We start from the raw sequence: 22611 nt of genomic DNA on the forward strand, positions 1-22611 counted from the left end.
GTCAGCCCGGCCGGCGCGGGAACGCCGGAGGGTTGGCCGCGCGGTCCACGACGGCGGCGAGCTGCTCGTCGGTCAGGACCGTCGGCCTGCCCACGGCCAGCCCGCGCACGTAGACCTCGCACAGCCACTCCAGCAGGCGGGTGGCCTCGAACGCCTGCTCCAGCGTCGCCCCGATGGTCACCCCGCCGTGGTTGGCCATCAGGGCGGCCTGCTTGCCCGCGAGCGCCGCCCGCACGTTGGCGGCCAGCTCCGGCGTGCCGTAGGTGGCGTACTCGGCCACCTTGACCACGCCGCCCAGCAGCAGCGCGTTGTAGTGGACCGGCGGCAGCTCGGTCATCGTCGTGGCCACGACCGTCCCGAACACCGAGTGCGTGTGCACGATCGCCTGAGTGCCCGTCGCCTGGTAGACGGCCAGGTGCATGGGGGTCTCCGACGACGGCTGCAGCTCGCCCTCGACCAGGTGACCCTCCAGGTCCACGATCGGGCACGCCTCCGGGGTCAGCCGGTCGAGCGCCACGCCGGACGGGGTGACCGCCACCTGGTCGCCCCGGCGCACGCTCAGGTTTCCCGAGGTGCCGATGACCAGGCCCAGCTCGGCGGCGCGCCTGCCGTACTCGCACAACTGCTCGCGGAGGCTCATGGGTCGGCACAGTAGTCGGTCGTCCGAAATACTTCCAGCGCTTCCCATTGTCACAGGCGGTCGAGTGCCTGGAGCATGAGCCGTTCGAGGTCGACGCGGGTGAGCCGGCCCGGGTAGAGGAGCAGGTGCAGGCTGAGGCCGTCGACCAGGGCGAGCAGGTGTTCGGCGAGGTCGTCGAGGCTGCCGTCCGCGCGCACCTCGCCGGCCGCGCGGGCCTGGCCGAGCAGCTCCCGTACGGCGGCGCGCAACTCGTCGGCCTCGGCGCGCTGGACCTCCGCCAGCCGGTCCGAGGCCAGGCTGCGGCTCCAGAAGCTGACCTCCAGCCGGCTCTCCTGGGTGCGCTCGGCGTCCAGCGGCAGGTTGTCCAGCAGCAGCTCGCGCAGGGCGGCCAGGCCCGTGACGCCCTCGACCTTGCGCGTCAGCCGCTCCCTGATGCGCTGGTGCGACTGGCTCAGCGCCGACAGCAGGATCTCGTCCTTGTCGGCGAAGTAGTGCGCGAGCACGCCGTTGGAGTAGCCGGCCTCCTTGGCGATGGCCCTGGTGGTGGCGGCGTCGATGCCGTCCCTGACGATCACCCTGCGGGCCGCCGACAGGACCTCGGCCCTGCGCTCATCATGATCGACGATCTTCGGCATCGGGATCCCCCTCTTCTCGCGGCGACTCCCACCATATTGACTTTTTATTCGGACGTCTGTCTATTTAGACCATGACCGTCGCCACTGTCGGCGTGCACATCGTCGACATCCTCGCCAGGCCCGTCGAGCACATCCCCGAGGGCCAGGACACCGTACTCGTCGAGCAGATCCGCCTCACCGCCGCCGGCGCCGCCGCCGGAACGGCCGTGGACCTGGTCAAACTCGGCAACGACGTGATCACCATGGGCGCGATCGGGGACGACGAGCTCGGCGACTTCCTGGTGGCCGTCCTCGCCAAGCGCGGCGTGGACGCCTCCCGCCTGGTCCGCAGGGCCGGCGAGCAGACCGCCGCCTCGATCCTGCCCATCCGCCCCGACGGCGGCCGGCCCAGCTTCCACGTGCCCGGCGCCAACCTCGGCGTCACCCTCGCCGACCTGGACCCCGACGTGCTGCGCCGCGCCCGGGCGATCCACCTGGGCGGCATGGACGTCACCTTCGGCCTGGGCGACCCCGCCTTCTTCGCCCTGCTCGACGAGGTGCGCGCGGCCGGCACGATCGTCACGATGGACCTGCTGTCGGAGCTGCCCGACCTGCTGGCGATGGCCCGCGCGTTCCTGCCCCACGTGGACTACGTGCTGCCCAACGAGTCGCAGGCCCTGCTCATGACCGGCGACCCCGACGTGGCCACCGCCGCCGCGACCCTGCTCGCCGACGGCCCCAAGGGCGTGCTCGTCACCCTCGGCGCGGCCGGCAGCCTCGTGCTGACCTCCGGCCGCGGGCCCGAGCGGGTGCCGGCGCTGGAGACGGAGGTCGCCGACACGACCGGGTGCGGCGACGCGTACTGCGCCGGATTCCTGACCGGCCTGCTGCACGGCCGCGACGTTGTCGAGGCCGCCCGCTGGGGCACCGCCGCGGCGGCCCGCGTGGCCACCGGGCTCGGCTCCGACGCCGGCCTCACCGACCTGGAATCCACCCTAAGGACTCTCGCATGACTGACGCCGAACTCCGCGAGCGCGCGCTGAAGGTCGTCCCCGGCGGCATGTACGGGCACCTCAACGCGGCCATCTTCGCCCCCGGCTACCCCCAGTTCTTCCAGCGCGGCGAGGGCTGCCGCCAATGGGACGTGGACGGGCGCGAGTACATCGACCTCATGTGCAGCTGGGGACCGGTCGTGCTCGGGCACCGGCACCCGCGCGTGGAGGAGGCCGCCGCCCGGCAGCTCGCGCTCGGCGACTGCCTCAACGGCCCTGGACCGGTCATGGTGGAGCTGGCCGAGCTGCTGGTCGACACCGTGCCGAGCGCCGACTGGGCGATGTTCTCCAAGAACGGCACCGACGCCACCACCCAGGCGCTCATGGTCGCCCGCGCCGCCACCGGGCGCACGAAGGTGCTGATGGCGCACGGCGCCTACCATGGCGCCGACCCCTGGTGCACGCCCTCCACCGCCGGCACCACCCCGAACGAGCGCGCCGACCTGGTCGAGTTCATCTACAACTCGCTGGAGTCCCTGGAGGCCGCCGCCGCCACCGTCGAGGGCGACGTCGCGGCGATCATCTGCACCCCCTTCAAGCACGACTCCTTCGAGGACCAGGAGCTGGTCGAGCCCGCCTTCGCGCGCGGCGCCCGCGCCCTGGCCGACCGGATCGGGGCGGCCCTGGTGATCGACGACGTGCGGGCCGGGTTCCGGATCGACCTGCGGGGGTCGTGGGAGCCGTACGGGGTGCGTCCCGACCTGACCGCCTGGTCCAAGGCCATGGCCAACGGCTATCCGATCGCCGCCGTCACCGGCACCGACGCCCTGCGCGGCGCCGCCCAGACCCTCTACACGACCGGCTCGTTCTGGTTCTCGGCCGTGGCGATGGCCGCCGCCAAGGCCACCATCGAGACCCTGCGCGACACGGACGGCATCGCCACCATGGAACGCGCCGGCGCCCAGCTCAGGGAGGGCCTGTACGCCCAGGCCAAGTCCCACGGCTTCGTCGTGAACCAGACCGGCCCGGTGACCATCCCGTGGCTCAGCTTCGACGGCGACGCCGACCTGTCCACGGCCCTGTACTGGAGCGACGCCTGCCTGCGGCACGGGGTGTACCTGCACCCGTGGCACAACTGGTTCATGTCGGCGGCCCTGACGGAGGAGGACGTGGCCCGCGCCCTGGAGGCCACCGACCAGGCCTTCACCGAAACCCGCACCCACTTCGCCTGACCGTTTGGCCGGTCGGCATCTGGGGTTGGGCCACCCGTTGCCTGGTTACCGGGTGGGCCTGCTGGTTCCCACCCGGTCGGCGCCTTCGGCGCCCGAGGGAGGCCCGCCCGTTGGTCGGTTGCCGGGTGCGTGCATTGCTCCTGGGCCCGGAACGGCGTCATCGATCTCCCGCGGGCCCGTTCGCTTGTCCGCTGACCAGTAGGCCCGGGGCGCCCCGACGCGGGTGCCCCTTCGACGCCCCAGACCGTCTGGCCTTCTGTTGGGATCCCGTCGAGGCGCACCCAGTGGTGGGACCACTTGGGACCTGGACGAACGAGGCCGCGATCCCCTCCAGAGTCCGTGGTCACGCTACGCGCTCGCCGTGTGACAATAAGTGTCATGCCGTCCCCTCGACATGACGCCCTCAGGCAGATGTTCGCCGACCGCCCCCAACTGGCGGTGGAGATCCTCCGCGACCTCATGGGCGTGCAACTGCCTTCTACTCCGCTGGTGCGGCAGGAGGACCGGTTGTTCAACACCCGGCCCTCCGACGACATCGAACCGGATCTCGGCATCGTGCTCGGCCCGCCACAGAGCCCGGCGCATGCCGTCATCGTGGAGATCCAACAGGACAAGTCCAAAGACCCCCGGCAACTGGCCCGGTACGCCGCCGCGCAATGGCTGATGCTCCGCTGCGACGTGACGGTCCTGGTGGTGTGCCCTGATCGAGCCGCCGCCGCCTACTACTCCCAGCCGATCGACTCCGGGCTGACCGGCTACCGCCTGCAGGCACACGTGCTTGGTCCGGGTGACGTGCCGGCCATCACCGACCCTCGTGAGGCCGCCGCCCACCTGGAACTCGCGGTCATGTCCGTCATGATCCACGGACGCGAGCGCAAGGTGCTGGAGGCGTTCGCGGCGGCCCTGACGGTGACCACCCTCGATCACGCTCCGAAGTATTATGAATACGCACACGGCATGTCCGTGCCTGAGATCGGGCGCATCTTGGAGGAGATCATGAGGTCCAACGACTGGCCGGTCTACAGCCCCTTCGCCCACGAGCACTTCGGCCGAGGCCGTACAGAAGGGATCCAGGTGGGCCGCGCGGAAGGGGTCCGGAAGGGCCGTGCGGAAGGAGTTCAGGAGGGTCGTGCGGAAGCCGCCCCGGAAATCGGGCGGGAATTCGTGCTGTATGCGCTGAACGCGCGTGGGGTCGACGTTCCCGAGGACGTTCGCGCACGGATCAATGCCTGTACCGACGTCGACCTGCTCAAGCGCTGGGCTCTGCGGGCGAGCAGTGTTCAGTCCGCACGTGACGTGTTCGAGGACTCGGACGGGTAGCGCGGTTGGCGGCGAGGTCTCCGGTGGGCGTGGTCGTCGAGGATTCGGCGACCACGCTGCTGGTCAGCGGTTCTTGCGGTTCGGGCGTTCACGGAAGAGATCATGATGTCTACCAATTGGCCGGTCTACAGCCCCTTCGCCCGTCAGCACTTCGGCCGAGGTCGTGCGGAAGGGCTCGAAGAAGGCCGTGCGGAAGGGATCGAGGAAGGCCGTGCGGAGGCCGCTGCCGAAACCGGGCGGGAATTCGTGCTGTATGCGTTGGAGGCGCGTGGGGTCGATGTTCCCGAGGATGTTCGCGCGCGGATCAATGCCTGTACCGACGTCGACCTGCTCAAGCGCTGGGCTCTGCGTGGGAGCAGTGTTCGGTCCGCCCGTGACGTGTTCGACGAGTGGGACGGGCAACGTCCGTAGCCGCGTGCGCAGGTGCACTCGGTCCGGGTTCTGACGATCCGTCTGCTGGTTGAGCCGCAGGTCTTCTCCTGACGACCGGGATCACGGCTGGACGACGGGCGGCGACGTGATCCTGTAGAGCCCGTTGCGGGAGCCGGAGGCCGGGACGGCCAGGACGAGGGCGGTCGCCGGGAACAACGGGGACGGCAGCCCGTCGTACGGGAACCACTGCCATGAGCGGAAGACGTGCGGCTCGGTCACCGCCGGAGCGTCGGCGCCCCGGAGCATGGTGACCGCCGCCGTCACCCGTACGGCTCCCTCCGGGTGGTCCAAGGCCACGCCGGTGACGACCGGCGGCCCGGCGTCGCGGATGCCGGTCTCCTCGGCCAGTTCGCGGACGGCCGTCGCCTCGAAGGTCTCGCCGGGCTCCACCGCCCCGCCGGGCAGGCACCACGACAAGGGCTCGCCCGCCTTCACCCGCTCGCCGAGCAGCACGCGCCCGTCCGGGTCCGTGAGCAGCACGCCGACGCCTACGATGCGATTCACCGTCAAAACCGACTCCTCCCGCCAAGAGCTGTAATGCTGCCAAAAATCCGGACATGGGGTGAGTGTTGTTGACGCTCACGTAAGGAGACCGGATGGGAGCCGATCCCGAGAGCCGGTTCGAGGAGATCTACGCACTCTCCTACAGACCCCTGCTCGGTTACGCGCTGCGCCGCTGCCCCGACCCCGACGACGCGGCCGACGTCGTGGCCGAGACGTTCATGATCGCGTGGCGGCGCATCGAGGAGGTGCCGAGCGGGGAGGAGGCCCGGCTCTGGCTGTACGGCGTGGCCAGGAAGGTGCTGGCCAACCACCGGCGCGGCGAGCGCCGCCACGAGCGGCGCACCGAGGCGTTACGCGCGGAACTGGCCGCCGCGCCCGTGGTCGCCGGGCCGTCCGTCGAGGATCTGTCGCCGCTGGCCCGGGCGTTCGGGACGCTCTCCGGCGACGACCGCGAGCTGCTCACCCTGGTCGCCTGGGAGAAGCTGGACACCGGCCAGATCGCCACCACCCTCGGCATCACCCGCAACGCCGTACGGGTCCGCCTGTACCGGGCCCGCCGGCGCTTCGCCCGCCGCCTGGCCGAGGCCGGGGTCGAGCACACGCAGGCCGTCGCCCTCGAAGGGAGCCCGTTGTGAACATCCCCGATCCCGCGAGCGGGCGCGACAGGGAGTCCCTTGGGAATCCTGCGCGCGGGCGTGACAGGGAATCCGTTGTGAACATGGCCGATCCCGCGCGCAGGCGCCGGAAGGAGCTCGTTGTGAACATCGCCGATCTCGCCCGGGTGCGCGACGAGGAACTGGCGGGGGTGCCCGCCGGGCAGGCGTCCGGCGCGGGGGCGCGGGCGCTCATGGAGTCGATCACGTCCGAGCCGATCACCGCCGAGGAGCGCGGGCCTGTCGCGCGCCGGCGCCGCAGGGCGCCGCGCAAGGTGTTCCTGCTGGGGGCGGTGGTGGCCGGGCTGGCCGCCGTGCTCGCCGTCACGCTGCCGATCTTCGGCCCGGTCACCGAGTACGCCAACGCCGCCGTCACCGTCAAGACCGGCGACGACTTCATCGACGTCGTCATCACCGATCCCGAGGCGGAGGCGGCGGCCTACACCGAGGCGTTCAGGGCCGTCGGCCTGGACGCCACGGTGAAGAAGATCCCGGTCGCGCCCGAGTACGCGGGCATGCTGTTCGGCCCCGCCACCCCAGGGGACTTCCCGCCGGGGACCGGCGTGACCGTCCGCAGCGTCGAGAGTTGCGCGTCGGTCTGGTGCGGCACGATCTCCATGCCGACCGGGTACAAGGGCAAGGTCATCTTCGAGATCGGCCGCCCGGCCGAGCCCGGCGAGCGGTATGCCGCGATGGCGCCGAGCACGGCGGGTTTGGCCGCCGACGGTGTGGCCGGCGTCAAGGTCGTGGGCAAGCCCGTCTCGCACGCCAGGGCCGAGCTGTCGCGACGCGGCCTGAAGATCGAGTACGTGGTGATGTGGTCGAACCCCGACGGCAGCGGCAGCGGTTACGACGTGGCCGCGGAGCACGTCAAGGACGACTGGATCGTCGACAGCGTGATCAAGGTCGCCTCGGACACGGTCAGGGTGGACGCCGTGGCTCCCGCCGACGTCCCCAAGGACTCCCTTCCGCGGGCCGACCGGCCATAGAAATGCTGGGCCCGTCCCTGAGTCCGCGAACCCCGGCACCGGCCTGGGGCGCGTCCAGCGTCCGACACTGCCGCTACCAGCGCAGATCCCCACCATGATCGCGATGTGTCGCTGGAGTACACCCGGCAGATCGTTCGCTCAACAGGCGCTCCACAGGTTCTCAACATCGGCCTGGCTACCTTCGCGGTGTCCAGTACGACGAGCACCAAGGAGAACCCGATGCGAACGCTCAACGCGATGGTCCTCGGTGCGGCGGTCGCCGCCGCGGCTCTGACCGCGGGCGCCCCCGCGCAGGCCTCCGTCCAGACCGGCGCCCAGACCTCCCTCACCACCGTCACCACGGCCGCCGCGGCGGCCGGCCCGACGACGATGTCCTGCCGTGAGGTGCGTGTGTACCGTCCGGAGATGCGCAAGGGACACGTGGCCGCGACGGGCTGGGCGATAGGCTGCTCCAGCAACCAGCGCGTCAAGATCATGCTTCAGCGCAAGCGCTGGTGGGGCTGGCAGAACATCTCCAGCGCCTCCTGGTACGGCGCCGGCAAGAAGACCTTGTACAAGGGCTGCAAGCGGGGGGACACCTTCACCTACCGCCTGCAGGGCCAGGTCAGCTACTACGCGGGAAGCAAGTACGTCGTCCACAACGGCTGGAGCCCCACGATGCGCGCGAAGTGCCCGTGACGCGCTCCGCCCGCCACCCTGAGGGGTGATCTTGAGGCGTTGGGAGACGCATGGAGGCGGCCATCGCGTGATCATTCGGAGTCCGTGAGGACAGCCGAAGATCGTGCGGTGGCCGCAGCGTAGATCCTGACGGCTGGACGGTCATCGCCGCCCAGCCACCCAGTACTGATGACACCGCCACTGCCGGCGCAGAACCCCACCACGATCGCGATGTGTCACTGGAGTACTAGGCGCCTTCGAGGGGTGCCGGGGTCTCCCCGCCCGTCCGGGCCGAGGATTCCGCGGCGGCCCAGGTGAAATGCCCTTCGCCATCAATGACTGTTCACCGGCCGCCCGCGCGGCGAAAACCTGGGCTCTGACCCGATGCACACCCGCATCGTCAGGAGCCGCCAGTGCGGCCATTTCCGCGAGATGTCCGGCGAGCCGCTCGTCGCCCTCGGAAAGGGCTTTGAGCGCCGCGTCGGCGAGCGCGTGCGGCCCGCCCGCGAGTTCCGCCACGGATTTGGCCAGCACCGCTTCCGGGGCCGGTTTGAGATTGGCCGGATTGCCGTCGTACCAGCCGCCGTAAAGGCGCCAGAGATTGCGTACGACGAATTCTGGTTCGTCATAGCGGGCCCGCAGATAGGGCCGGTCGGAATGGCGCTCGGAAGGTTTCACCGAATGCACGATCTCGTCGAGCCTGGCGCCCGCGTTGAGCAGGTCGAGCGTCTGCGTGATGATCGACTCCAGCCATTCGGCCGTCTCCAGCAGCGCCTGCCGCACCCGGTCGGCGCCGAAGACGGGCGCGCCGTGGCTCGGCAGCATGATCTCGGCGTCGAGGGCCGCCATCCGGCGCAGCGCGTGCACCCATTCGCGCGGGTAGCGCTGCACCTTCTGGGGGTTGCCGCAGTTGGGGGTCACCCAGATGAACAGGTCGCCGGGCAGCAGCAGCCGGTGTTCGCGCACGTAGCCGATGGTGGCGTCGTCGGTCTCGCCCTTGGCGTGCAGCAGGTCGAAGGTCAGCCCGCCGCGCCGTACGGTCAGCGCGTCGGTGTAGGTGACGTCGGGCCGCCGGTAGTCGGTGGGCCAGCGCAGGCGGGTGTTCTGGAACTGCCGCTGGTTGATCACCGTGTTGTAACCATTTGTCAGCCCGTAGCGGTCGAACCGCTCGACCACCGCCTGATGGGCGTAAACCGTGGCCCGGGGGCCCGGCTCCTCGAACGGTCCCGTGCCGAAGACGTGGTCGATGTGCCCGTGGGAGTAGAACGCGGTGGTCAGCGGCGCCCGGGACCAGCGGCGGACGTCCTCGTGCAGGCGGGCGGCGGCCCACGGCCCGCCGGTGTCGAAGAGCAGCAACTCGCCCTCGGTCTCGAAGGCGATGGCGTTGCCGAACCCCGCCCACCAGCCCACACCTTCCGTCACGGTCTGGACGCCCTTGCCCTCCATGCCGGTGTCCACGATGCTGTCGTCAGACTCGCCGCGCCACACCCGGTCCGCGTACTCGATAATCATGTGACCCACCCTGCTTCTAGAACGTCGTTCTAGGCAAGGGATCACGGCAAGGTCACGTCTCGATTGCGCCCCCTTGACGCGTGTCGGCGGGCGTTCGTACGTTCGGGCAAACGTTTAGGAAACTTTCCTAACTGAATCCTCTTCGGGAGCCCCCATGACCCACCCGGGCGAGATCACTCGGCGTCAGCTGCTCCGCCGCATCGGCCTGACCGCGCTCGTGGCCGGGCCCGGCGCGAGCCTGCTGAGCGCCTGCGCGACCAGCGGGGGCGGCGACCAGCCCTCGGCGGCGCCCGCCACGTCGATCGCGGCGTCGGCGGACCCCAAGAACCCCTTCGGCGTCGACGTCAAGAAGCCGCTCGAAGTGGTCATCTTCAGCGGCGGCTACGGCGACTCCTACGCCAAGGACCTGCACGAAGAGCTGTACAAGAAGGCCCACGCCGGCGTCACGGTCAAGCACACCGCCACCCAGCAGATCGGCACCCAGCTCCGGCCGCGCATCGTCGGCAACGACATGCCCGACGTGATCAACAACTCCGGCCCCGAGGCGCTCGACCTGGCGGCGCTGGCCACCGAGGGCCACCTGCTCGACCTGACCCCGCTCTACGACGCGCCCTCCTTCGACGACCCGTCCAAGAAGGTCCGCGACACGATCACGCCCCTCGTGCTGCAGAACGGCAAGCTCGACGGCAAGGACCTGGTGCTCAACTACACCGTCTCCCACCGGGCGCTGTGGTACAACGCCAAGCTGTTCGCCTCCAAGGGCTGGAGCGTGCCGAAGACGTGGGCCGAGTTCACCGCGCTCGGCGAGGCGGCCAAGAAGGAAGGCATCGCGCTCTTCGCCTATCCCGGCAAGAAGGGCCCGTACTACCAGCTCTGGAACGTCCTCTACACGGCCGCCAAGATCGGCGGCAACCAGGTCATCATCGACATCGACAACCTCGTCGACAACGCCTGGAAGAGCGAGGCGGTCAAGCAGGCGGTCACCGCCTGGCTGGACATCCAGCAGAAGTACGGCGACAAGGCGTACCTGGGCCTCGACCACACCCAGACCCAGGTCAAGCAGCTCCAGAACAAGGTGCTGTTCTACCCGTGCGGCTCCTGGCTCGAGAACGAGATGACCAAGGACATCCCGCTCGACTTCGAGTACGCCCTGGCCCCCATCCCCGACGTCACCGCCTCCGACAAGATGCCGTACGGCGCGATCCAGGTCGGCGTGGGCGAGAACTTCGTCGTCGCGGCGAAGGGCAAGAACCCGCAGGGCGGCCTGGAGTACCTGCGGATCATGTTGTCGAAGGAGGGCGCGGCGGGCTTCACCAAGAAGACCAACAACCTCACGGTGGTGACCGGCGCCGCCGACAGCTCCGAGTTCCCGCCCGGCCTGGTCAGCGCCGCCAAGGCGCAGCAGGCGGCCGGCGAGAGCATCATCACCGACGCCCGGTTCGAGGGCTGGTACAAGGAGCTGTTCGACTACGGCTGGGAGCAGACCAACGTCCTGATGGCCGGCCGTATCACCCCCGACGAGTTCTGCGCGCGCATGCAGAAGAAGGCCGACGACGTCAAGAAGGACGACTCCGTCACCAAGCAGACGCGGAGCGCCTGAGCACATGGAGCGGTTGCGCAAGTACGGATTCGTCATCGGGTTCCTGGCCGTCCCGGTCACGCTTTACACGGTCTTCGTGATCAGCCCATATGTGCAGGCTTTCCAGCTCTCGCTGACGAGCTGGAACGGCGTCAGCTCGGTCGTCCGATACGTGGGGCTGGACAATTTCGGCCGGTTGTTCGAGGACGACAATTTCTGGCAGGCCCTGCGCAACCACGGAATTCTCCTGCTGGTGCTGCCGCTCCTGACGATCGTCATCGCGTTGTTCCTGTCGTTCCTGCTGAATCTCGGCGGCGGCACCCGCGGCGCGGGAATGCGCGGGGTGTGGGGGTCGAATTTCTACCGGGTGGTGTTCTTCTTCCCCCAGGTTCTCGCCGTGGCCGTGGTCGGCGTGCTGTTCCAGGCCATCTACCGTCCCGACGAGGACGGTGTGATCAACGGCACGCTGGCCAGGCTCGGGCTGTCCGAGCCGATCGGCTGGCTCACCGAGCCGGGCCTCGCGCTCTGGTCGATCATCGCGGTGATGGTCTGGCAGGCGGTCGGCTTCTACGTGGTGCTGTTCTCCGCGGGCATGGCCGCCATCCCCAAGGACTACTTCGAGGCCGCCTCGATCGACGGGGCCGGCCGCGTGCGGCTGTTCTTCTCCATCACGCTGCCGTTGCTGCGCGACACCCTCCAGGTCGGCTGGATCTACCTGGGGATCGCCGCCTTCGACGGCTTCGCGCTGATCCAGGTGCTGGCGGGCGACCGGGGCGAGCCCGACGGCGCCACCACCATCCTGCCCATCACCATCTACAAGACCGCCTTCGACTACCACAAGGTCGGCTACGCCTCGGCGATGGGCGTGGTGCTGTTCTTCCTGACCGTGACGTTCGCCGTGCTGACGCTCCGCACGACCAGGCGTGAAAGGGTTGAGCTCTGATGGCTTCACGTGGAGCGGGCAGGCCGCGGCCCGGCGTGCTGAGCGGGCTCTCCCATGTCGCCCTGGCCGTCTGGGCCCTGCTGATCATCCTGCCGCTGTTGTGGACGTTCCTGGCCTCGTTCAAGAGCAACACCGAGATCTTCGGCGACCCGCTCCAGCTCCCCGGGGCGCTGCGGCTGGACGCCTGGGGCCGGGCCTGGGACAAGGCGCACGTCGGGCAGTACATGCTCAACACGGTCATCGTGGTGTTCTTCGGCACGGCGGGCACGATGTTGTTCGGCTCGATGGCGGCGTACGTGCTGGCTCGCTACAAGTTCCTCGGCGGCAAGCTGATCTACTACTACTTCGTCGCCGGGCTCGCCTTCCCCATCTTCCTGGCGCTCGGGCCGCTGTTCTTCGTCGTCAAGCAGTTCGGGCTGCTCGACTCGCACATCGGCCTGATCATCGTCTACATCGCGTACTCGCTGCCCTTCACGATCTTCTTCCTGGCCGCGTTCTTCCGAACCCTGCCCGAGGCGGTCGCCGAGGCGGCGCTGATCGACGGCGCCTCGCACACCAGGACGTTCTTCCAGATCATGGTGCCGATGGCCAAGCCCGGCCTGGTCAGCATCACGATCTTCAACGTCCTGGGGCAGTGGAACCAGTACCTGCTGCCCCTGGCGCTCATGGGCGGCGCGCCGGACAAGTGGCCGCTCACGCTCGGCATCGCCAGGATCTCCACCAGGGCCGGCTACGAGGCGGACTGGCCGGGCCTGTTCGCCGCCCTGAGCATGACGATCCTGCCGGTGATGGTCGTCTACATCATCTTCCAGCGGCAGATCCAGTCCGGGCTCAGCTCGGGGGCGCTGAAGTGAGTTTCGCCGAACACGGCGTGTAGCCATGCGGCTACTCGTTAGAGTGAGGGGCCTTCCGCCAGCAGACCCGGAGGGTCCCTCATGCGCGTGCCCGCACTCCTGCTCGTCCTGTTCACGGCCGCCGCCTGCGCCGGGCCGCCGGCGCCGCTGCAGGAGGTCGCCAAGCCGAGCCCGCCGGGCGTGCCGGAGCTGAGCGGCGGCGGTGAGTTCACCTCCGGCGACACCGCGGCGATCGCCTACGACCGCCGCCTGGCCCCCGAGGGCGCGCAGGCCAGCCTCACGGCCGAGTCCACCGGCGGCGCGACCCGCACCTCGCTGGTCGTGGAGGGCTTCCTGCCCCGCCATCACTACGGTGCCCACCTGCACACCGCGCCCTGCGGCGCCGATCCCGACGACGCGGGCGGCCACTACCAGCACAACCCCGGCCACGCCGACCCGGCCAGCGAGATCTGGCTCGACGTCACCACCGACGGGTCGGGCGCGGGTCGTTCGACGGCCCGTCATGCCTGGAGCCTCGACCCCGCCGCCCTGCCGAAGTCGCTGGTCATCCATGCCAGGGCCACGAAGAAGAGCGGCGCCCACGCGGGCGAGGCGGGCCCTCGGGTGGCCTGCCTGACGCTGCACTAGCCGAAAGGCGTGCATAATTACACAATTACATATTGTGGAGGTCCCGCGTTGACTAGCCGCCAGTGGCAGCCGCCCCGTTTACGGTTGTTCGAGCAGGTGCACCGCCGGGCCACCTGGCTGGAGCTACTCTACGACCTCGTCTTCGTCGTCGCGGTCGCCGAGCTGGCCGACGTGCTCGCCGGTGGGGCCGACGCCGGTCGCGTCCTCACCTACGTCGGCCTGTTCGTCCCGGTCTGGTGGTCCTGGGCGGGTTACGTCTTCTACGCCAACCGGTTCGACACCGACGACGTCAGCCACCGTCTGCTCGCGCTGCCGCAGATCCTCGCGGTGGCCACGATGGCGGCCAGTGTCAGCGACATCCAGCAACGCTCGGCCCTGTTCGCGATCTCCTACGCCGCGGCCCGGATCCTGCTGGTCGTCGCCTACCTCAGAGCCGGCCGACACGTCCCCGAGGCCAGGCCGCTGACCGTGCGGTACGCGGCCGGGTTCACCGTCGCCGCGGTCATCTGGCTGGCCTCTCTCGCCGTCGATCCGCCGCAGCGGTACGCGATGTGGGCCGTGGCGCTGGTGATCGACCTGGCCACCCCGCTGCTCAGCCGCGGCCACCAGAGCCGGCTCCCGCCGCAGAGCGAGCACCTGCCGGAGCGGTTCGGGCTGTTCGTCGTGATCGTGCTCGGCGAGGTGGTCGCCGCCGTGGTCACCGGGCTCAAGGGGCACGAGGTCACCCCGTCCGTGCTGCTGGTCGCGCTGGCCGGGGTGGCCATCGCGATGGCCTTCTGGTGGTTGTACTTCGACCATGTCGACGAGTCCGTCGTGCTGCGGACCAAGCTGGCCGGGCAGGTTTGGGTGTACTCGCACCTGCCGCTGTCGATGGGCCTGGTGGCGTTCGGCATCGGGATCGAGCACGCGATCATGCACCCGTCGGGGGCGAGCTGGGCCGTCGGGGTGCCGGCCGCCCTGGTCTTCGCCGTGCTCGGCCTTCAGCACCTGTGCTCGGCCGACCGCCGGGCGGGGGCCGTCCGGCTGGCCGCCGCCGTGCTCGCCCTCGCCTCCTCCGCGCTGCCCGTCGCGGCGGCGCTCCCGCTCCTGCTGTTGTACGGCGCCGCGCAGGTGGGCCATGACCTGCTGCGCCCCTCCCCGGAAGGCACATCGTGACCCAGGAAGTGTTCGACCGCCAGCTCGCCGCCATCGCCGACGGGGACCTGGCGGCGCTGCTCGCCCAGTACCACGACGAGGCGGTGGTCGTCCGGTTCGACCGGGCGGCCAGGGGCGCCGCCGAGATCCGCGAGCTGTTCACCGCCTACCTGGCGGCCGGGCCGCGGGTGGAGGAGATCACGTCGCTGCGCATCGAGGACGACGTGATCTTCTACAACGCGGTCATGACCGTCGGCGGGAACCGGGTCACCACGTTCGGGACGCTGGTCGTCAGGGACGGCAGGATCTGGCGCCAGACCGCCGCCGCCCTGCCGCTCACCTGATCGCAGCCGCCATCGGCTGCCAGGGCGCGGCGTCGAAGATCAAGATGATGGTCCGGATCCTCCCGTCCGGGCCGAGTTTGAAGTGCTCGGCCGTGCGCTGCGTGCCGGCCGGTGTGGCGGTGTGCAGGTCGTAGACGAGGGTCGCCTCCGACTCGCCGTACAGCTCGCTGATCAGGTCGACGCCGGTCACCACGCTCACCAGGGCCTCGATGCCGGCCAGGTGACCGGCGGCGTCGGCGGAGGAGACGAACGGGCTGCGGAACGAGAAGCCCTCGCCGATCAACGCCGCCGCGGCCGGCACGTCGCCGCGGAGCCTGGCCTCGTGGTAGGCCCTGACCACCTCGCGGGTGCCCGTCATCGCCCCTCCAGGTGCGCCGAGAGCCGCTGCTGGTTGTCGGCCAGCCGCAGGCACAGGTGCCGCAGCGCGGTCAGGTCCGCGGCCGAGAAGCCCTGGAACATCGCCCGCATCGCCATCCGGGACGGCGTGCGGAACGCCTCGATCCACGCCCGGCCCTCGTCGGTGATCACGGCCAGCACCGAGCGCCGGTCGCGGCTGTCCTGGACCCGCCGCGCCAGGCCGTCGCGCTCCAGGGTGTCCACCAGGCCGGTGACGTTGCGCGAGCTGACCCCGGCGGCCTGGGCCAGGTCGCCGATGCTGATGCCGTCGCCGGCGCCCGCCGCGCCGAGGCGCAGCAGGACGTCCATCGCGCCCGAGCTGAGCCCGCGGCCCTCGCTGCCGTGCGCCCGCATGCGCTCGACCGCCTGGTACGCCGTCCGCACGGCGGCGGCCGCCTCGAAGGGCGCGGTGTCGCCGCCGCCGACGAACTCGCTCATGGCCGCCCTGGCCCGCGGGTCGAAGAGGGAGCCGTCCGGCTCTTGGTCAAATTTATGTACGTCCTTCACAATGAATGTCTACCAGAAAACGTGAAGGCCCGTGCGGAACGCACGGGCCTTCATGGGAGGGACGGTCAGGAGTGGGCGTGCTCGGCCGGGATCGTGCCGAGGCGGCCCGCCTGGAAGTCCTCGAACGCCTGGACCAGCTCGGCGCGGGTGTTCATGACGAACGGGCCGTGGTGGACCACCGGCTCACCGATCGGCTCGCCGCCCAGCACGATCACGTCGAGCGGGTCCTTGGCCTCGATCGTGACGGTCTCGCCCACGGTGGTCAGGCCCGGCCGGTTGCCGAAGCCGTCGAAGACCGCGAGCTGGCCGCCGTGCAGCGGACGCCGCTCGGCGCCGACCGTGCCGCGGCCGGAGAGGGCGTACACCAGGGCGTTGTAGTCCTTGCGCCAGGGCAGCATCAGCCGCGCGCCCGGGGTGATGGTGGCGTGCAGCAGCGTGATCGGCGTCTGCGTGCTGCCCGGACCGGTGTTCCCGGCCAGCTCGCCGGCGATCAGCCGGACCAGCGCGCCGCCGTCGTGGCTGCTCAGCAGCGCGACGCTGGAGCGCCCGATGTCCTGGTACTTCGGCGCGATCATCTTCTTGGCGCCCGGCAGGTTGACCCAGAGCTGGATGCCGTGGAACAGGCCGCCCTTCTGCACGAGCCACTCCGGCGGCGCCTCCTTGTGCAGGATGCCGGACGCGGCCGTCATCCACTGGGTGTCGCCGTTGGTGATCGTGCCGCCGCCGCCGTTGGAGTCGAGGTGCTCCATGACGCCGTCGATCATGTACGTGACGGTCTCGAAGCCGCGGTGCGGGTGCCAGGGCGTGCCCTTGGGCTCGCCGGCGGCGTAGTCGATCTCGCCCATCTGGTCCATCATCACGAACGGGTCGAGGTATTCGAGCTTGATCGCCGCCAGGGCGCGGCGCACGGGGAAGCCCTCGCCCTCGAACCCGCTGGGCGCGGTCTCGACGGCGAGCACCTTCCGCTCGGGGACCCCCGCCACGGGCGCGGGCACGCGGGGGAGGGTGAGCGGGTTCTCAACGGTAACGGCGGGCATGTCGCGCTCCTTCCAGCGGGATCTGCCCCATGCAACCAAGTTGAGATTTCAACTATTCCATCGGGTCACGGGATGCGGGACATCATCCGTTCCATGCCGTTGATCCAGTTGTCGCGCAGCGCCTGGACGGCCTTGGCCGGCTCGTCGGCCAGCAGGAACTCGGCGATGCGGCGGTGCTCGGCGGCCTCGCGCTCCAGGGGCGCGTCGTCGCCGGCGATCAGGTGCGCGTAGCGGCGCATTCCGGCCTTGACGCTGGTGATGAGGTCGAGCAGCCGCTCGTTGCGGCAGCCGCTCAGCAGCAGGTCGTGCCACTCGTCGTCGTGGCGTTCGATGACCTGCTGCTCGGCCACGTCGTCGGGGAAGTCCTGGGCCAGCTTGAGCAGGTCGGGGGCGATCGAGTGCAGGTGGGCCGGGTCGGAGCAGTCGAGGGCCAGCGACTCCAGGGCGGCCACGATCTCGCACAGCTCGCGGAACTCGCGCCGGCTCACCGGGGCGAACCGGAAGCCGCGCCCCTGGGTGCTCTCCAGCACGCCCTCGCCCGCCAGCGTGATCAGCGCCTCGCGCAAGGGGGTGCGGCTGACGCCCAGGTCGGCGGCGAGGGAGGCCTCGTTGATGTCGGTGCCGGCGGCGAAGTCGCCTCGGTCGAGCCGGCTCAGCAGCTCTTCCCTGATCTGCTCGCGCAACGGTCGCCGCTCGATCGGCATGGGGGACTCCCTCTCGTTCAGGACAACCGAATCTTAACCCTTGACGTGATGCAAAATACTGCACTATGAATTCGGCATACAAAATATTACATTGCATGATCGAGGAGTTCGAGTGGGGCTGACCCGGATACCGGGGCTGCTGTTCGGCGGGGACTACAACCCGGAGCAGTGGCCGGAGGAGGTGTGGGCCGAGGACGTGCGGCTCATGGCCGAGGCCGGGGTCAACATGGCGACCGTCGCGGTGTTCTCCTGGTCGCGCCTGGAGCTCGAGCGCGGGGTCTACGACTTCGGGTGGCTCGACCGGGCCATCGACCTGCTGCACGAGCACGGCATCGCCGCCGACCTGGCCACCGCGACCGCGACGCCGCCGCCGTGGCTGGTGCGCGAGCACCCCGAGATGCTGCCGGTGAACGCCGACGGCGTGCGGCTGGAGTTCGGCTCCCGGCAGGGCTACTGCCCGAGCTCGCCGGTCTACCGCGAGCACGCGGTACGGATGGCCACCGCGATGGCCGAGCGCTACGGCGACCACCCGGCGCTGGCCATGTGGCACATCGGCAACGAGTACGCCGACCACACGCTGGAGTGCTTCTGCGCCGAGTCCGCCGCCCACTTCCGCCGCTGGCTGGAAGAGCGGTACGCGACCGTCGGCGGCCTCAACAACGCCTGGGGCACCTCCTGCTGGGGCCAGCACTACACGTCCTTCGGCCAGGTCGAGCCGCCCAGGACGGCGCCGGGCCCGGTCAACCCCGCCCAGCTCCTCGACTGGCGGCGCTTCTGCAGCGACGCCCTCCTGGAGCTGTTCCTGGCCGAGAAGGCGGCGCTGCGCGCGATCACACCGGGCGTCCCGGTCACCACGAACTTCATGAGCATCCTGCACGGCCTCGACTACTGGAAGTGGGCCGCGGCCGAGGACCTGGTGAGCGACGACGCCTACCCCGACCCGGCCGACCCGAGCTCGCACGTGCAGGTGGCGCTCAGCTACGACCTCATGCGCTCGCTGCGGCAGGGGCCCTGGCTGCTGCTGGAGTCCGCGCCGTCCGCGGTGTCCTGGCGCGAGGTGAACGTCCCCAAGCCGCCCGGCATGATGCGCCTGCACAGCCTTCAGGCGCTCGCCCACGGCTCCGACGGCGTGATGTTCTTCCAGTGGCGGCAGGCCAAGTACGGCCCCGAGAAGTTCCACTCGGCGATGTTGCCGCACGGCGGGACGCGTACCCGCGGCTGGCGGGACACCCTGGCGCTCGGCGCCGACCTGCGGCGGTTGTCGGAGGTCGCGGGCAGTGAGACCCGCGCCCAGGTCGCGCTGGTGCTCGACTGGCCGAGCTGGTGGGCCCTGGAGGCGCCCGAGTCCATGCCGTCCAACCGGCTCAGGCTCAAGGAGCTGCTGCTCGCCTGGTACGCCCCGCTGCACGCCAGGGGCATCGCGGTCGACCTCGTGCCGCCGGGCGGTGACCTGTCGCCGTACGAGCTGGTCATCGCCCCGAACCTGTACATGTGCACCGCCGAGCAGGCCAAGGCGCTGGAGGCGTACGAGGGCAGGCTCGTCGTGGGCCCGTTCAGCGGCGTCGTGGACGAGAGCGACCAGGTGCACGAGGGCGGCGCGCCCGGCCCGCTGGCCGATCTGCTCGGCATCGCCGTGGAGGAGTTCTGGCCGCTCTCCGACGGGGACGTCCAGCGGACCGGCCTGGGCGACGCCCGCACCTGGGCCGAGTGGATCAGGCTGGAAGGCGCCGAGCCCGTCGCCCTGTTCGAGGGCGGCGACCTGGACGGCCTGCCGGCCGTCACCCGCAAGGGCACGGCCACCTACGTCGGCTGCCTGCTCGACGACGTGACGCCGGTGCTGGAGCCGCTGCTGGCCGGCATCGACCGCATCGACGTGCCGGAGGGCGTGGAGGCCGTCAGGAGGGGCGGCCACCTGTTCCTCCTCAACCACACCACCGCCCCGCAGCCGGTCACGCTCCCGCACCCGGGGACGGACCTGCTCACCGGGGCCGAACTGCGGGGCGGCATCGAGCTGGCCCCGCGCGACGCCGTCGTGCTCAGGATCGAAGGAGAGAAGTGACGCATCCGTACATACCCAACGCCGAGCCGGGCGTACGAGCCGAGATGCTCGCGGCGGTCGGCGCGTCGAGCGTCGAGGAGTTCTACGCCGACATCCCCGCGGAGCTGCGGCTCGACCGGCCCCTCGACCTGCCGGCGCCGTTCACCGCCGAGCGCGACCTGGTGCGCCACATGAAGGGGCTGTTCGCCCGGAACACCGACACCGAGGAGGCGCTCAGCTTCCTCGGCCACGGTTGCTACCCGCACCACGTGCCCGCCGTCTGCGACGAGGTCAACTCCAGGAGCGAGTTCCTGACCGCGTACGCGGGCGAGCCGTACGAGGACCACGGCCGTTTCCAGGCCCTGTTCGAGTACGTCAGCATGATGGGCGAGCTGCTGGAGATGGACGTCGTCAACGTCCCCACCTACGACGGCTTCCAGGCCTCGGGCACCGCGCTGCGCATGGCCTGCCGCTACACCAAGCGGTCGAAGGTGCTGGTCACCGGGGCGGTGAGCGCCGACAAGCTGAGCAAGCTGCGTGACTTCCTGGCCCCCGACATCACCGTCGAGCTCGCCCCGGTGGCCGAGGACGGGCAGATCGGCGAGGTCGCGCTCGACGACTCCTACGCCGCCCTGTACCTGGAGACCCCGAACGTCTACGGCGTCGTCGAGACCCGTGGCCGGGAGCTGGCCGACCACGCGCACGCCGCCGGCGCGCTGCTGGTCGTCAGCGCCGACCCCATCTCCCTGGGCGTGCTGGCCCCGCCCGCCTCCTACGGCGCCGACATCGTCTGCGGCGACATCCAGTCGCTCGGCATCCACCAGAACTACGGCGGCGGCCAAGCCGGCTACATCGCCACCCAGGACCACGAGCCGCTGGTCGCCGAGTTCCCCTCGCGCCTGTTCGGCATCGCGCCGACGAAGGTCCCCGGCGAGTACGGCTTCGGCGACGTCTTCTACGACCGCACCTCCTTCGCCCTGCGCGAAGAGGGCAAGGAATGGGTGGGCACGGCCGCCGCCCTGTGGGGCATCACGGCCGGGGTCTACCTCGCGCTCATGGGCCCGCAGGGCATGAAGGAGCTCGGCGAGACCATCCTGGCCCGCACCCGGTACGCGATGGACGCCCTGGGCCGGTCGGTCACCGTCCGGCACGCGGGCTCGGTGCACTTCCGCGAGTTCGCGATCGAGGTGGCCGACTCCGCGTCGCTGCTCGCCGGGCTGCGCGAGCGCGGCATCTACGGCGGCGTCCCGCTGGACGAGCGCACGGTGCTGGTCTGCGTGACCGAACGCCACACCATCGACGACATCGACCGGCTCGCGGCAGCCGTACAGGAGGTTGTGCAGGCATGAGCGGGCACGGAGCCGAGTCCTTCGCGCAGTTGCCGGTGGCGCCCAAGCCGCCGCTGCGCCGCTTCCACCAGGCGCGCTGGGACGAGCCGATCATCTTCGAGCTGTCACGCCCCGGCCGCCGCGGCCTGGCCGTGCCCGAGCCGGGCGCGCCGAAGGTCGAGCTGCCCGAGGGCGTCGGGCGGGCCACCCCGCCGAAGCTGCCCGAGATGGCGCAGCCGCACGTGGTGCGGCACTACCTGCGGCTGTCGCAGGAGAACCTGGGCGTCGACCTCAACGTCGACGTCGGCCAGGGCACCTGCACGATGAAGTACAGCCCGAAGGTCAACGACCAGTTCGCCAACGCGATCGCCGAGCTGCACCCGCTGCAGCACGAGGACACCGTGCAGGGCGTGCTGGAGATCTACTGGCGGATGGAGCGCATGCTGGCCGAGATCTCCGGCATGTCGCGGGTGTCGCTCCAGCCCGGCTCGGGCTCGGCGGCGATCTACGCCAACATCGCCATGATCAGGGCCTACCACGCCGCCCGCGGCGAGGGCCACCGGGACCAGGTCATCACCACGATGTTCTCGCACCCCTCGAACGCGGCCTGCGCCAAGGTCGCCGGGTACGAGGTCATCACCCTCATGCCGGACGCCAACGGCCTGCCCGACATCGAGGCGCTGCGCGCCGCCGTCGGCCCGCGCACGGCCGCCCTGATGATCACCAACCCCGAGGACACCGGCATCTACAACTCCCGGATCAAGGAGTTCGTGGACCTGGTGCACGAGGTCGGCGGCCTGGCCTGCTACGACCAGGCCAACGCCAACGGCATCCTCGGCATCACCAGGGCCCGCGACGCCGGGTTCGACCTGTGCCACTTCAACCTGCACAAGACGTTCTCCACGCCGCACGCCTGCGGCGGCCCGGCGGCCGGCGCCTGCGGCGTCTCGCCGGAGCTGGAGCCGTTCCTGCCCGGCCCCGTGGTCTCCTTCGACGGCGACTCCTACGGGCTGGAGACGCCCGCGCAGAGCGTCGGCAAGATCCGGCCGTTCCTCGGCGTCACCCCGAACGTCGTGCGCGCCTACGCCTGGATCATGGCACTGGGCGCGAAGGGGCTGCGCGAGGTGGCCGAGACGGCGGCCCTGAACAACAACTACCTGATGCACAAGGTGCTGCAGATCCCCGGGGCCTCGGCGCCGTGGAACCAGCGCCGGATCGAGCAGGTCCGCTACTCCTGGCAGGAGCTGTCGGAGGAGACGGGGGTGCACTCGGAGGAGATCGGCGTGCGCGCCGCCGACTTCGGCGTCCACTACTGGACCAGCCACCACCCGTACCTGGTGCCGGAGCCGTTCACGCTGGAGCCGACGGAGTCGTACTCGCGGGAGGACCTGGACGAGTACGCGGCGATCCTGGAGCACGTCGCCTCGGAGGCGCGGCGGGATCCGGAGTTCGTCAAGGGCGCGCCGTACAACCAGACGATCCACAAGATCGACCCGACGCCGCTCGAGGACCCCAAGCAGTGGGCGCCGACCTGGCGGGCGTACGTGCGCAAGCACCTGGCCGCGGGCGGCTGAG

The 22611-nt window shown here is 70.3% G+C and carries 24 protein-coding genes; 16 read left to right on the forward strand and 8 right to left on the reverse strand.

Going from position 1 to position 22611, the window contains the following annotated elements; genetic code table 11:
- Position 1: 1 nt before the first annotated feature.
- Complete coding sequence (locus ABZ444_RS19930; protein ID WP_357998696.1) at positions 2-640, reverse strand: class II aldolase/adducin family protein; 639 nt, start codon at positions 638-640, stop codon at positions 2-4.
- Between the two features lie 50 nt (positions 641-690).
- On the reverse strand, positions 691-1275 hold the full coding sequence (locus ABZ444_RS19935; protein ID WP_357998699.1) for a TetR/AcrR family transcriptional regulator: 585 nt from the start codon (positions 1273-1275) through the stop codon (positions 691-693).
- Positions 1276-1346: 71 nt separating this feature from the next.
- Between ABZ444_RS19935 and ABZ444_RS19940 the strand changes: the two genes are divergently transcribed.
- The 4 genes from ABZ444_RS19940 to ABZ444_RS19955 all read left to right on the forward strand — a co-directional run bounded on the left by ABZ444_RS19940 (position 1347) and on the right by ABZ444_RS19955 (position 5209).
- On the forward strand, positions 1347-2267 hold the full coding sequence (locus ABZ444_RS19940) for a carbohydrate kinase family protein (RefSeq protein WP_357998702.1): 921 nt from the start codon (positions 1347-1349) through the stop codon (positions 2265-2267).
- Positions 2264-3478 (forward strand): aminotransferase class III-fold pyridoxal phosphate-dependent enzyme, encoded by a 1215-nt coding sequence (locus ABZ444_RS19945; RefSeq protein WP_357998705.1) that lies wholly within the window; start codon positions 2264-2266, stop codon positions 3476-3478. Before ABZ444_RS19940 ends, ABZ444_RS19945 begins: the two co-directional genes overlap by 4 nt.
- A 411-nt stretch (positions 3479-3889) precedes the next feature.
- Positions 3890-4798 carry a hypothetical protein gene (locus tag ABZ444_RS19950; protein WP_357998708.1) on the forward strand — a complete coding sequence of 303 codons (909 nt, stop codon included), beginning with the start codon at positions 3890-3892 and terminating at the stop codon, positions 4796-4798.
- Positions 4799-4900: 102 nt separating this feature from the next.
- Positions 4901-5209, forward strand: a complete 309-nt coding sequence (locus ABZ444_RS19955; RefSeq protein WP_357998711.1) for a hypothetical protein — start codon at positions 4901-4903, stop codon at positions 5207-5209.
- Between the two features lie 81 nt (positions 5210-5290).
- On the opposite strand, the gene ABZ444_RS19960 is transcribed toward ABZ444_RS19955, so the two are convergent.
- A complete protein-coding gene (locus ABZ444_RS19960; protein ID WP_357998714.1) occupies positions 5291-5734 on the reverse strand; it encodes an NUDIX domain-containing protein in 444 nt (147 codons plus the stop codon).
- 92 nt (positions 5735-5826) lie between these two features.
- Between ABZ444_RS19960 and ABZ444_RS19965 the strand changes: the two genes are divergently transcribed.
- The 3 genes from ABZ444_RS19965 to ABZ444_RS19975 all read left to right on the forward strand — a co-directional run bounded on the left by ABZ444_RS19965 (position 5827) and on the right by ABZ444_RS19975 (position 8054).
- Positions 5827-6369 carry an RNA polymerase sigma factor gene (locus ABZ444_RS19965; RefSeq protein WP_357998717.1) on the forward strand — a complete coding sequence of 181 codons (543 nt, stop codon included), beginning with the start codon at positions 5827-5829 and terminating at the stop codon, positions 6367-6369.
- Positions 6370-6491: 122 nt separating this feature from the next.
- On the forward strand, positions 6492-7376 hold the full coding sequence (locus ABZ444_RS19970) for a hypothetical protein (protein WP_357998720.1): 885 nt from the start codon (positions 6492-6494) through the stop codon (positions 7374-7376).
- A 219-nt stretch (positions 7377-7595) separates the two neighbouring features.
- Positions 7596-8054, forward strand: a complete 459-nt coding sequence (locus ABZ444_RS19975; protein WP_357998723.1) for a hypothetical protein — start codon at positions 7596-7598, stop codon at positions 8052-8054.
- A 141-nt stretch (positions 8055-8195) separates the two neighbouring features.
- On the opposite strand, the gene ABZ444_RS19980 is transcribed toward ABZ444_RS19975, so the two are convergent.
- Positions 8196-9545: an alkyl sulfatase dimerization domain-containing protein gene (locus ABZ444_RS19980; RefSeq protein WP_357998726.1), complete on the reverse strand. Its 1350-nt coding sequence runs from the start codon at positions 9543-9545 to the stop codon at positions 8196-8198.
- Positions 9546-9699: 154 nt separating this feature from the next.
- Here ABZ444_RS19980 and ngcE point away from each other — a divergent pair, with 154 nt between their 5' ends.
- The 6 genes from ngcE to ABZ444_RS20010 all read left to right on the forward strand — a co-directional run bounded on the left by ngcE (position 9700) and on the right by ABZ444_RS20010 (position 15026).
- On the forward strand, positions 9700-11145 hold the full coding sequence (gene ngcE, locus ABZ444_RS19985) for an N-acetylglucosamine/diacetylchitobiose ABC transporter substrate-binding protein (RefSeq protein ID WP_357998729.1): 1446 nt from the start codon (positions 9700-9702) through the stop codon (positions 11143-11145).
- Between the two features lie 4 nt (positions 11146-11149).
- Positions 11150-12067 carry a sugar ABC transporter permease gene (locus tag ABZ444_RS19990; RefSeq protein ID WP_352352001.1) on the forward strand — a complete coding sequence of 306 codons (918 nt, stop codon included), beginning with the start codon at positions 11150-11152 and terminating at the stop codon, positions 12065-12067.
- Entirely contained in the window at positions 12067-12921 is an 855-nt protein-coding gene (locus tag ABZ444_RS19995) for a carbohydrate ABC transporter permease (protein WP_352326101.1), read from the forward strand. The genes ABZ444_RS19990 and ABZ444_RS19995 overlap by 1 nt, the downstream gene beginning before the upstream one ends.
- Before the next feature lie 81 nt (positions 12922-13002).
- Entirely contained in the window at positions 13003-13548 is a 546-nt protein-coding gene (locus ABZ444_RS20000) for a superoxide dismutase family protein (RefSeq protein ID WP_357998734.1), read from the forward strand.
- An 84-nt stretch (positions 13549-13632) separates the two neighbouring features.
- Complete coding sequence (locus ABZ444_RS20005; RefSeq protein WP_357998737.1) at positions 13633-14703, forward strand: low temperature requirement protein A; 1071 nt, start codon at positions 13633-13635, stop codon at positions 14701-14703.
- Positions 14700-15026 carry a nuclear transport factor 2 family protein gene (locus ABZ444_RS20010; RefSeq protein ID WP_357998740.1) on the forward strand — a complete coding sequence of 109 codons (327 nt, stop codon included), beginning with the start codon at positions 14700-14702 and terminating at the stop codon, positions 15024-15026. The genes ABZ444_RS20005 and ABZ444_RS20010 overlap by 4 nt, the downstream gene beginning before the upstream one ends.
- On the opposite strand, the gene ABZ444_RS20015 is transcribed toward ABZ444_RS20010, so the two are convergent.
- The 4 genes from ABZ444_RS20015 to ABZ444_RS20030 all read right to left on the reverse strand — a co-directional run bounded on the left by ABZ444_RS20015 (position 15019) and on the right by ABZ444_RS20030 (position 17670).
- On the reverse strand, positions 15019-15384 hold the full coding sequence (locus ABZ444_RS20015) for a hypothetical protein (protein ID WP_357998743.1): 366 nt from the start codon (positions 15382-15384) through the stop codon (positions 15019-15021). The two genes, ABZ444_RS20010 and ABZ444_RS20015, sit on opposite strands and share 8 nt — an antisense overlap.
- Positions 15381-15929, reverse strand: coding sequence for a MarR family transcriptional regulator (locus ABZ444_RS20020; protein WP_357998746.1), 549 nt, complete (start codon positions 15927-15929; stop codon positions 15381-15383). Before ABZ444_RS20020 ends, ABZ444_RS20015 begins: the two co-directional genes overlap by 4 nt.
- A 65-nt stretch (positions 15930-15994) precedes the next feature.
- Entirely contained in the window at positions 15995-16966 is a 972-nt protein-coding gene (locus ABZ444_RS20025) for a pirin family protein (protein ID WP_357998749.1), read from the reverse strand.
- A 65-nt stretch (positions 16967-17031) separates the two neighbouring features.
- Positions 17032-17670: a GntR family transcriptional regulator gene (locus tag ABZ444_RS20030; RefSeq protein WP_357998752.1), complete on the reverse strand. Its 639-nt coding sequence runs from the start codon at positions 17668-17670 to the stop codon at positions 17032-17034.
- Between the two features lie 112 nt (positions 17671-17782).
- On the opposite strand from ABZ444_RS20030, the gene ABZ444_RS20035 reads away from it, so the two are divergent.
- From ABZ444_RS20035 to gcvPB, 3 genes are read left to right on the forward strand one after another with little or no spacing between them, the layout of a single operon-like run.
- Positions 17783-19729, forward strand: a complete 1947-nt coding sequence (locus ABZ444_RS20035) for a beta-galactosidase (RefSeq protein ID WP_357998755.1) — start codon at positions 17783-17785, stop codon at positions 19727-19729.
- Positions 19726-21057 carry an aminomethyl-transferring glycine dehydrogenase subunit GcvPA gene (gcvPA, locus tag ABZ444_RS20040; protein ID WP_357998758.1) on the forward strand — a complete coding sequence of 444 codons (1332 nt, stop codon included), beginning with the start codon at positions 19726-19728 and terminating at the stop codon, positions 21055-21057. Before ABZ444_RS20035 ends, gcvPA begins: the two co-directional genes overlap by 4 nt.
- Complete coding sequence (gene gcvPB, locus ABZ444_RS20045; protein WP_357998761.1) at positions 21054-22610, forward strand: aminomethyl-transferring glycine dehydrogenase subunit GcvPB; 1557 nt, start codon at positions 21054-21056, stop codon at positions 22608-22610. The genes gcvPA and gcvPB overlap by 4 nt, the downstream gene beginning before the upstream one ends.
- Position 22611 lies beyond the last annotated feature (1 nt).

Origin of the sequence: Nonomuraea sp. NPDC005730, assembly GCF_040630865.1 — a bacterium.
GTDB lineage: Bacteria > Actinomycetota > Actinomycetes > Streptosporangiales > Streptosporangiaceae > Nonomuraea.

Coding starts and splice junctions, on each gene's coding strand:
- ABZ444_RS20025 (WP_357998749.1), bottom strand. CDS start 16,966: ATGCCCGCCGTTACCGTTGAGAACCCGCTCACCCTCCCCCGCGTGCCC.
- ABZ444_RS19990 (WP_352352001.1), top strand. CDS start 11,150: ATGGAGCGGTTGCGCAAGTACGGATTCGTCATCGGGTTCCTGGCCGTC.
- ABZ444_RS19940 (WP_357998702.1), top strand. CDS start 1,347: ATGACCGTCGCCACTGTCGGCGTGCACATCGTCGACATCCTCGCCAGG.
- ABZ444_RS19955 (WP_357998711.1), top strand. CDS start 4,901: ATGATGTCTACCAATTGGCCGGTCTACAGCCCCTTCGCCCGTCAGCAC.
- ABZ444_RS19965 (WP_357998717.1), top strand. CDS start 5,827: ATGGGAGCCGATCCCGAGAGCCGGTTCGAGGAGATCTACGCACTCTCC.
- ABZ444_RS20015 (WP_357998743.1), bottom strand. CDS start 15,384: ATGACGGGCACCCGCGAGGTGGTCAGGGCCTACCACGAGGCCAGGCTC.
- ABZ444_RS19995 (WP_352326101.1), top strand. CDS start 12,067: ATGGCTTCACGTGGAGCGGGCAGGCCGCGGCCCGGCGTGCTGAGCGGG.
- ABZ444_RS19945 (WP_357998705.1), top strand. CDS start 2,264: ATGACTGACGCCGAACTCCGCGAGCGCGCGCTGAAGGTCGTCCCCGGC.
- ABZ444_RS19935 (WP_357998699.1), bottom strand. CDS start 1,275: ATGCCGAAGATCGTCGATCATGATGAGCGCAGGGCCGAGGTCCTGTCG.
- ABZ444_RS20030 (WP_357998752.1), bottom strand. CDS start 17,670: ATGCCGATCGAGCGGCGACCGTTGCGCGAGCAGATCAGGGAAGAGCTG.
- gcvPB (WP_357998761.1), top strand. CDS start 21,054: ATGAGCGGGCACGGAGCCGAGTCCTTCGCGCAGTTGCCGGTGGCGCCC.
- ABZ444_RS19980 (WP_357998726.1), bottom strand. CDS start 9,545: ATGATTATCGAGTACGCGGACCGGGTGTGGCGCGGCGAGTCTGACGAC.
- ABZ444_RS19975 (WP_357998723.1), top strand. CDS start 7,596: ATGCGAACGCTCAACGCGATGGTCCTCGGTGCGGCGGTCGCCGCCGCG.
- ABZ444_RS20000 (WP_357998734.1), top strand. CDS start 13,003: ATGCGCGTGCCCGCACTCCTGCTCGTCCTGTTCACGGCCGCCGCCTGC.
- ngcE (WP_357998729.1), top strand. CDS start 9,700: ATGACCCACCCGGGCGAGATCACTCGGCGTCAGCTGCTCCGCCGCATC.
- ABZ444_RS19930 (WP_357998696.1), bottom strand. CDS start 640: ATGAGCCTCCGCGAGCAGTTGTGCGAGTACGGCAGGCGCGCCGCCGAG.
- ABZ444_RS19950 (WP_357998708.1), top strand. CDS start 3,890: ATGTTCGCCGACCGCCCCCAACTGGCGGTGGAGATCCTCCGCGACCTC.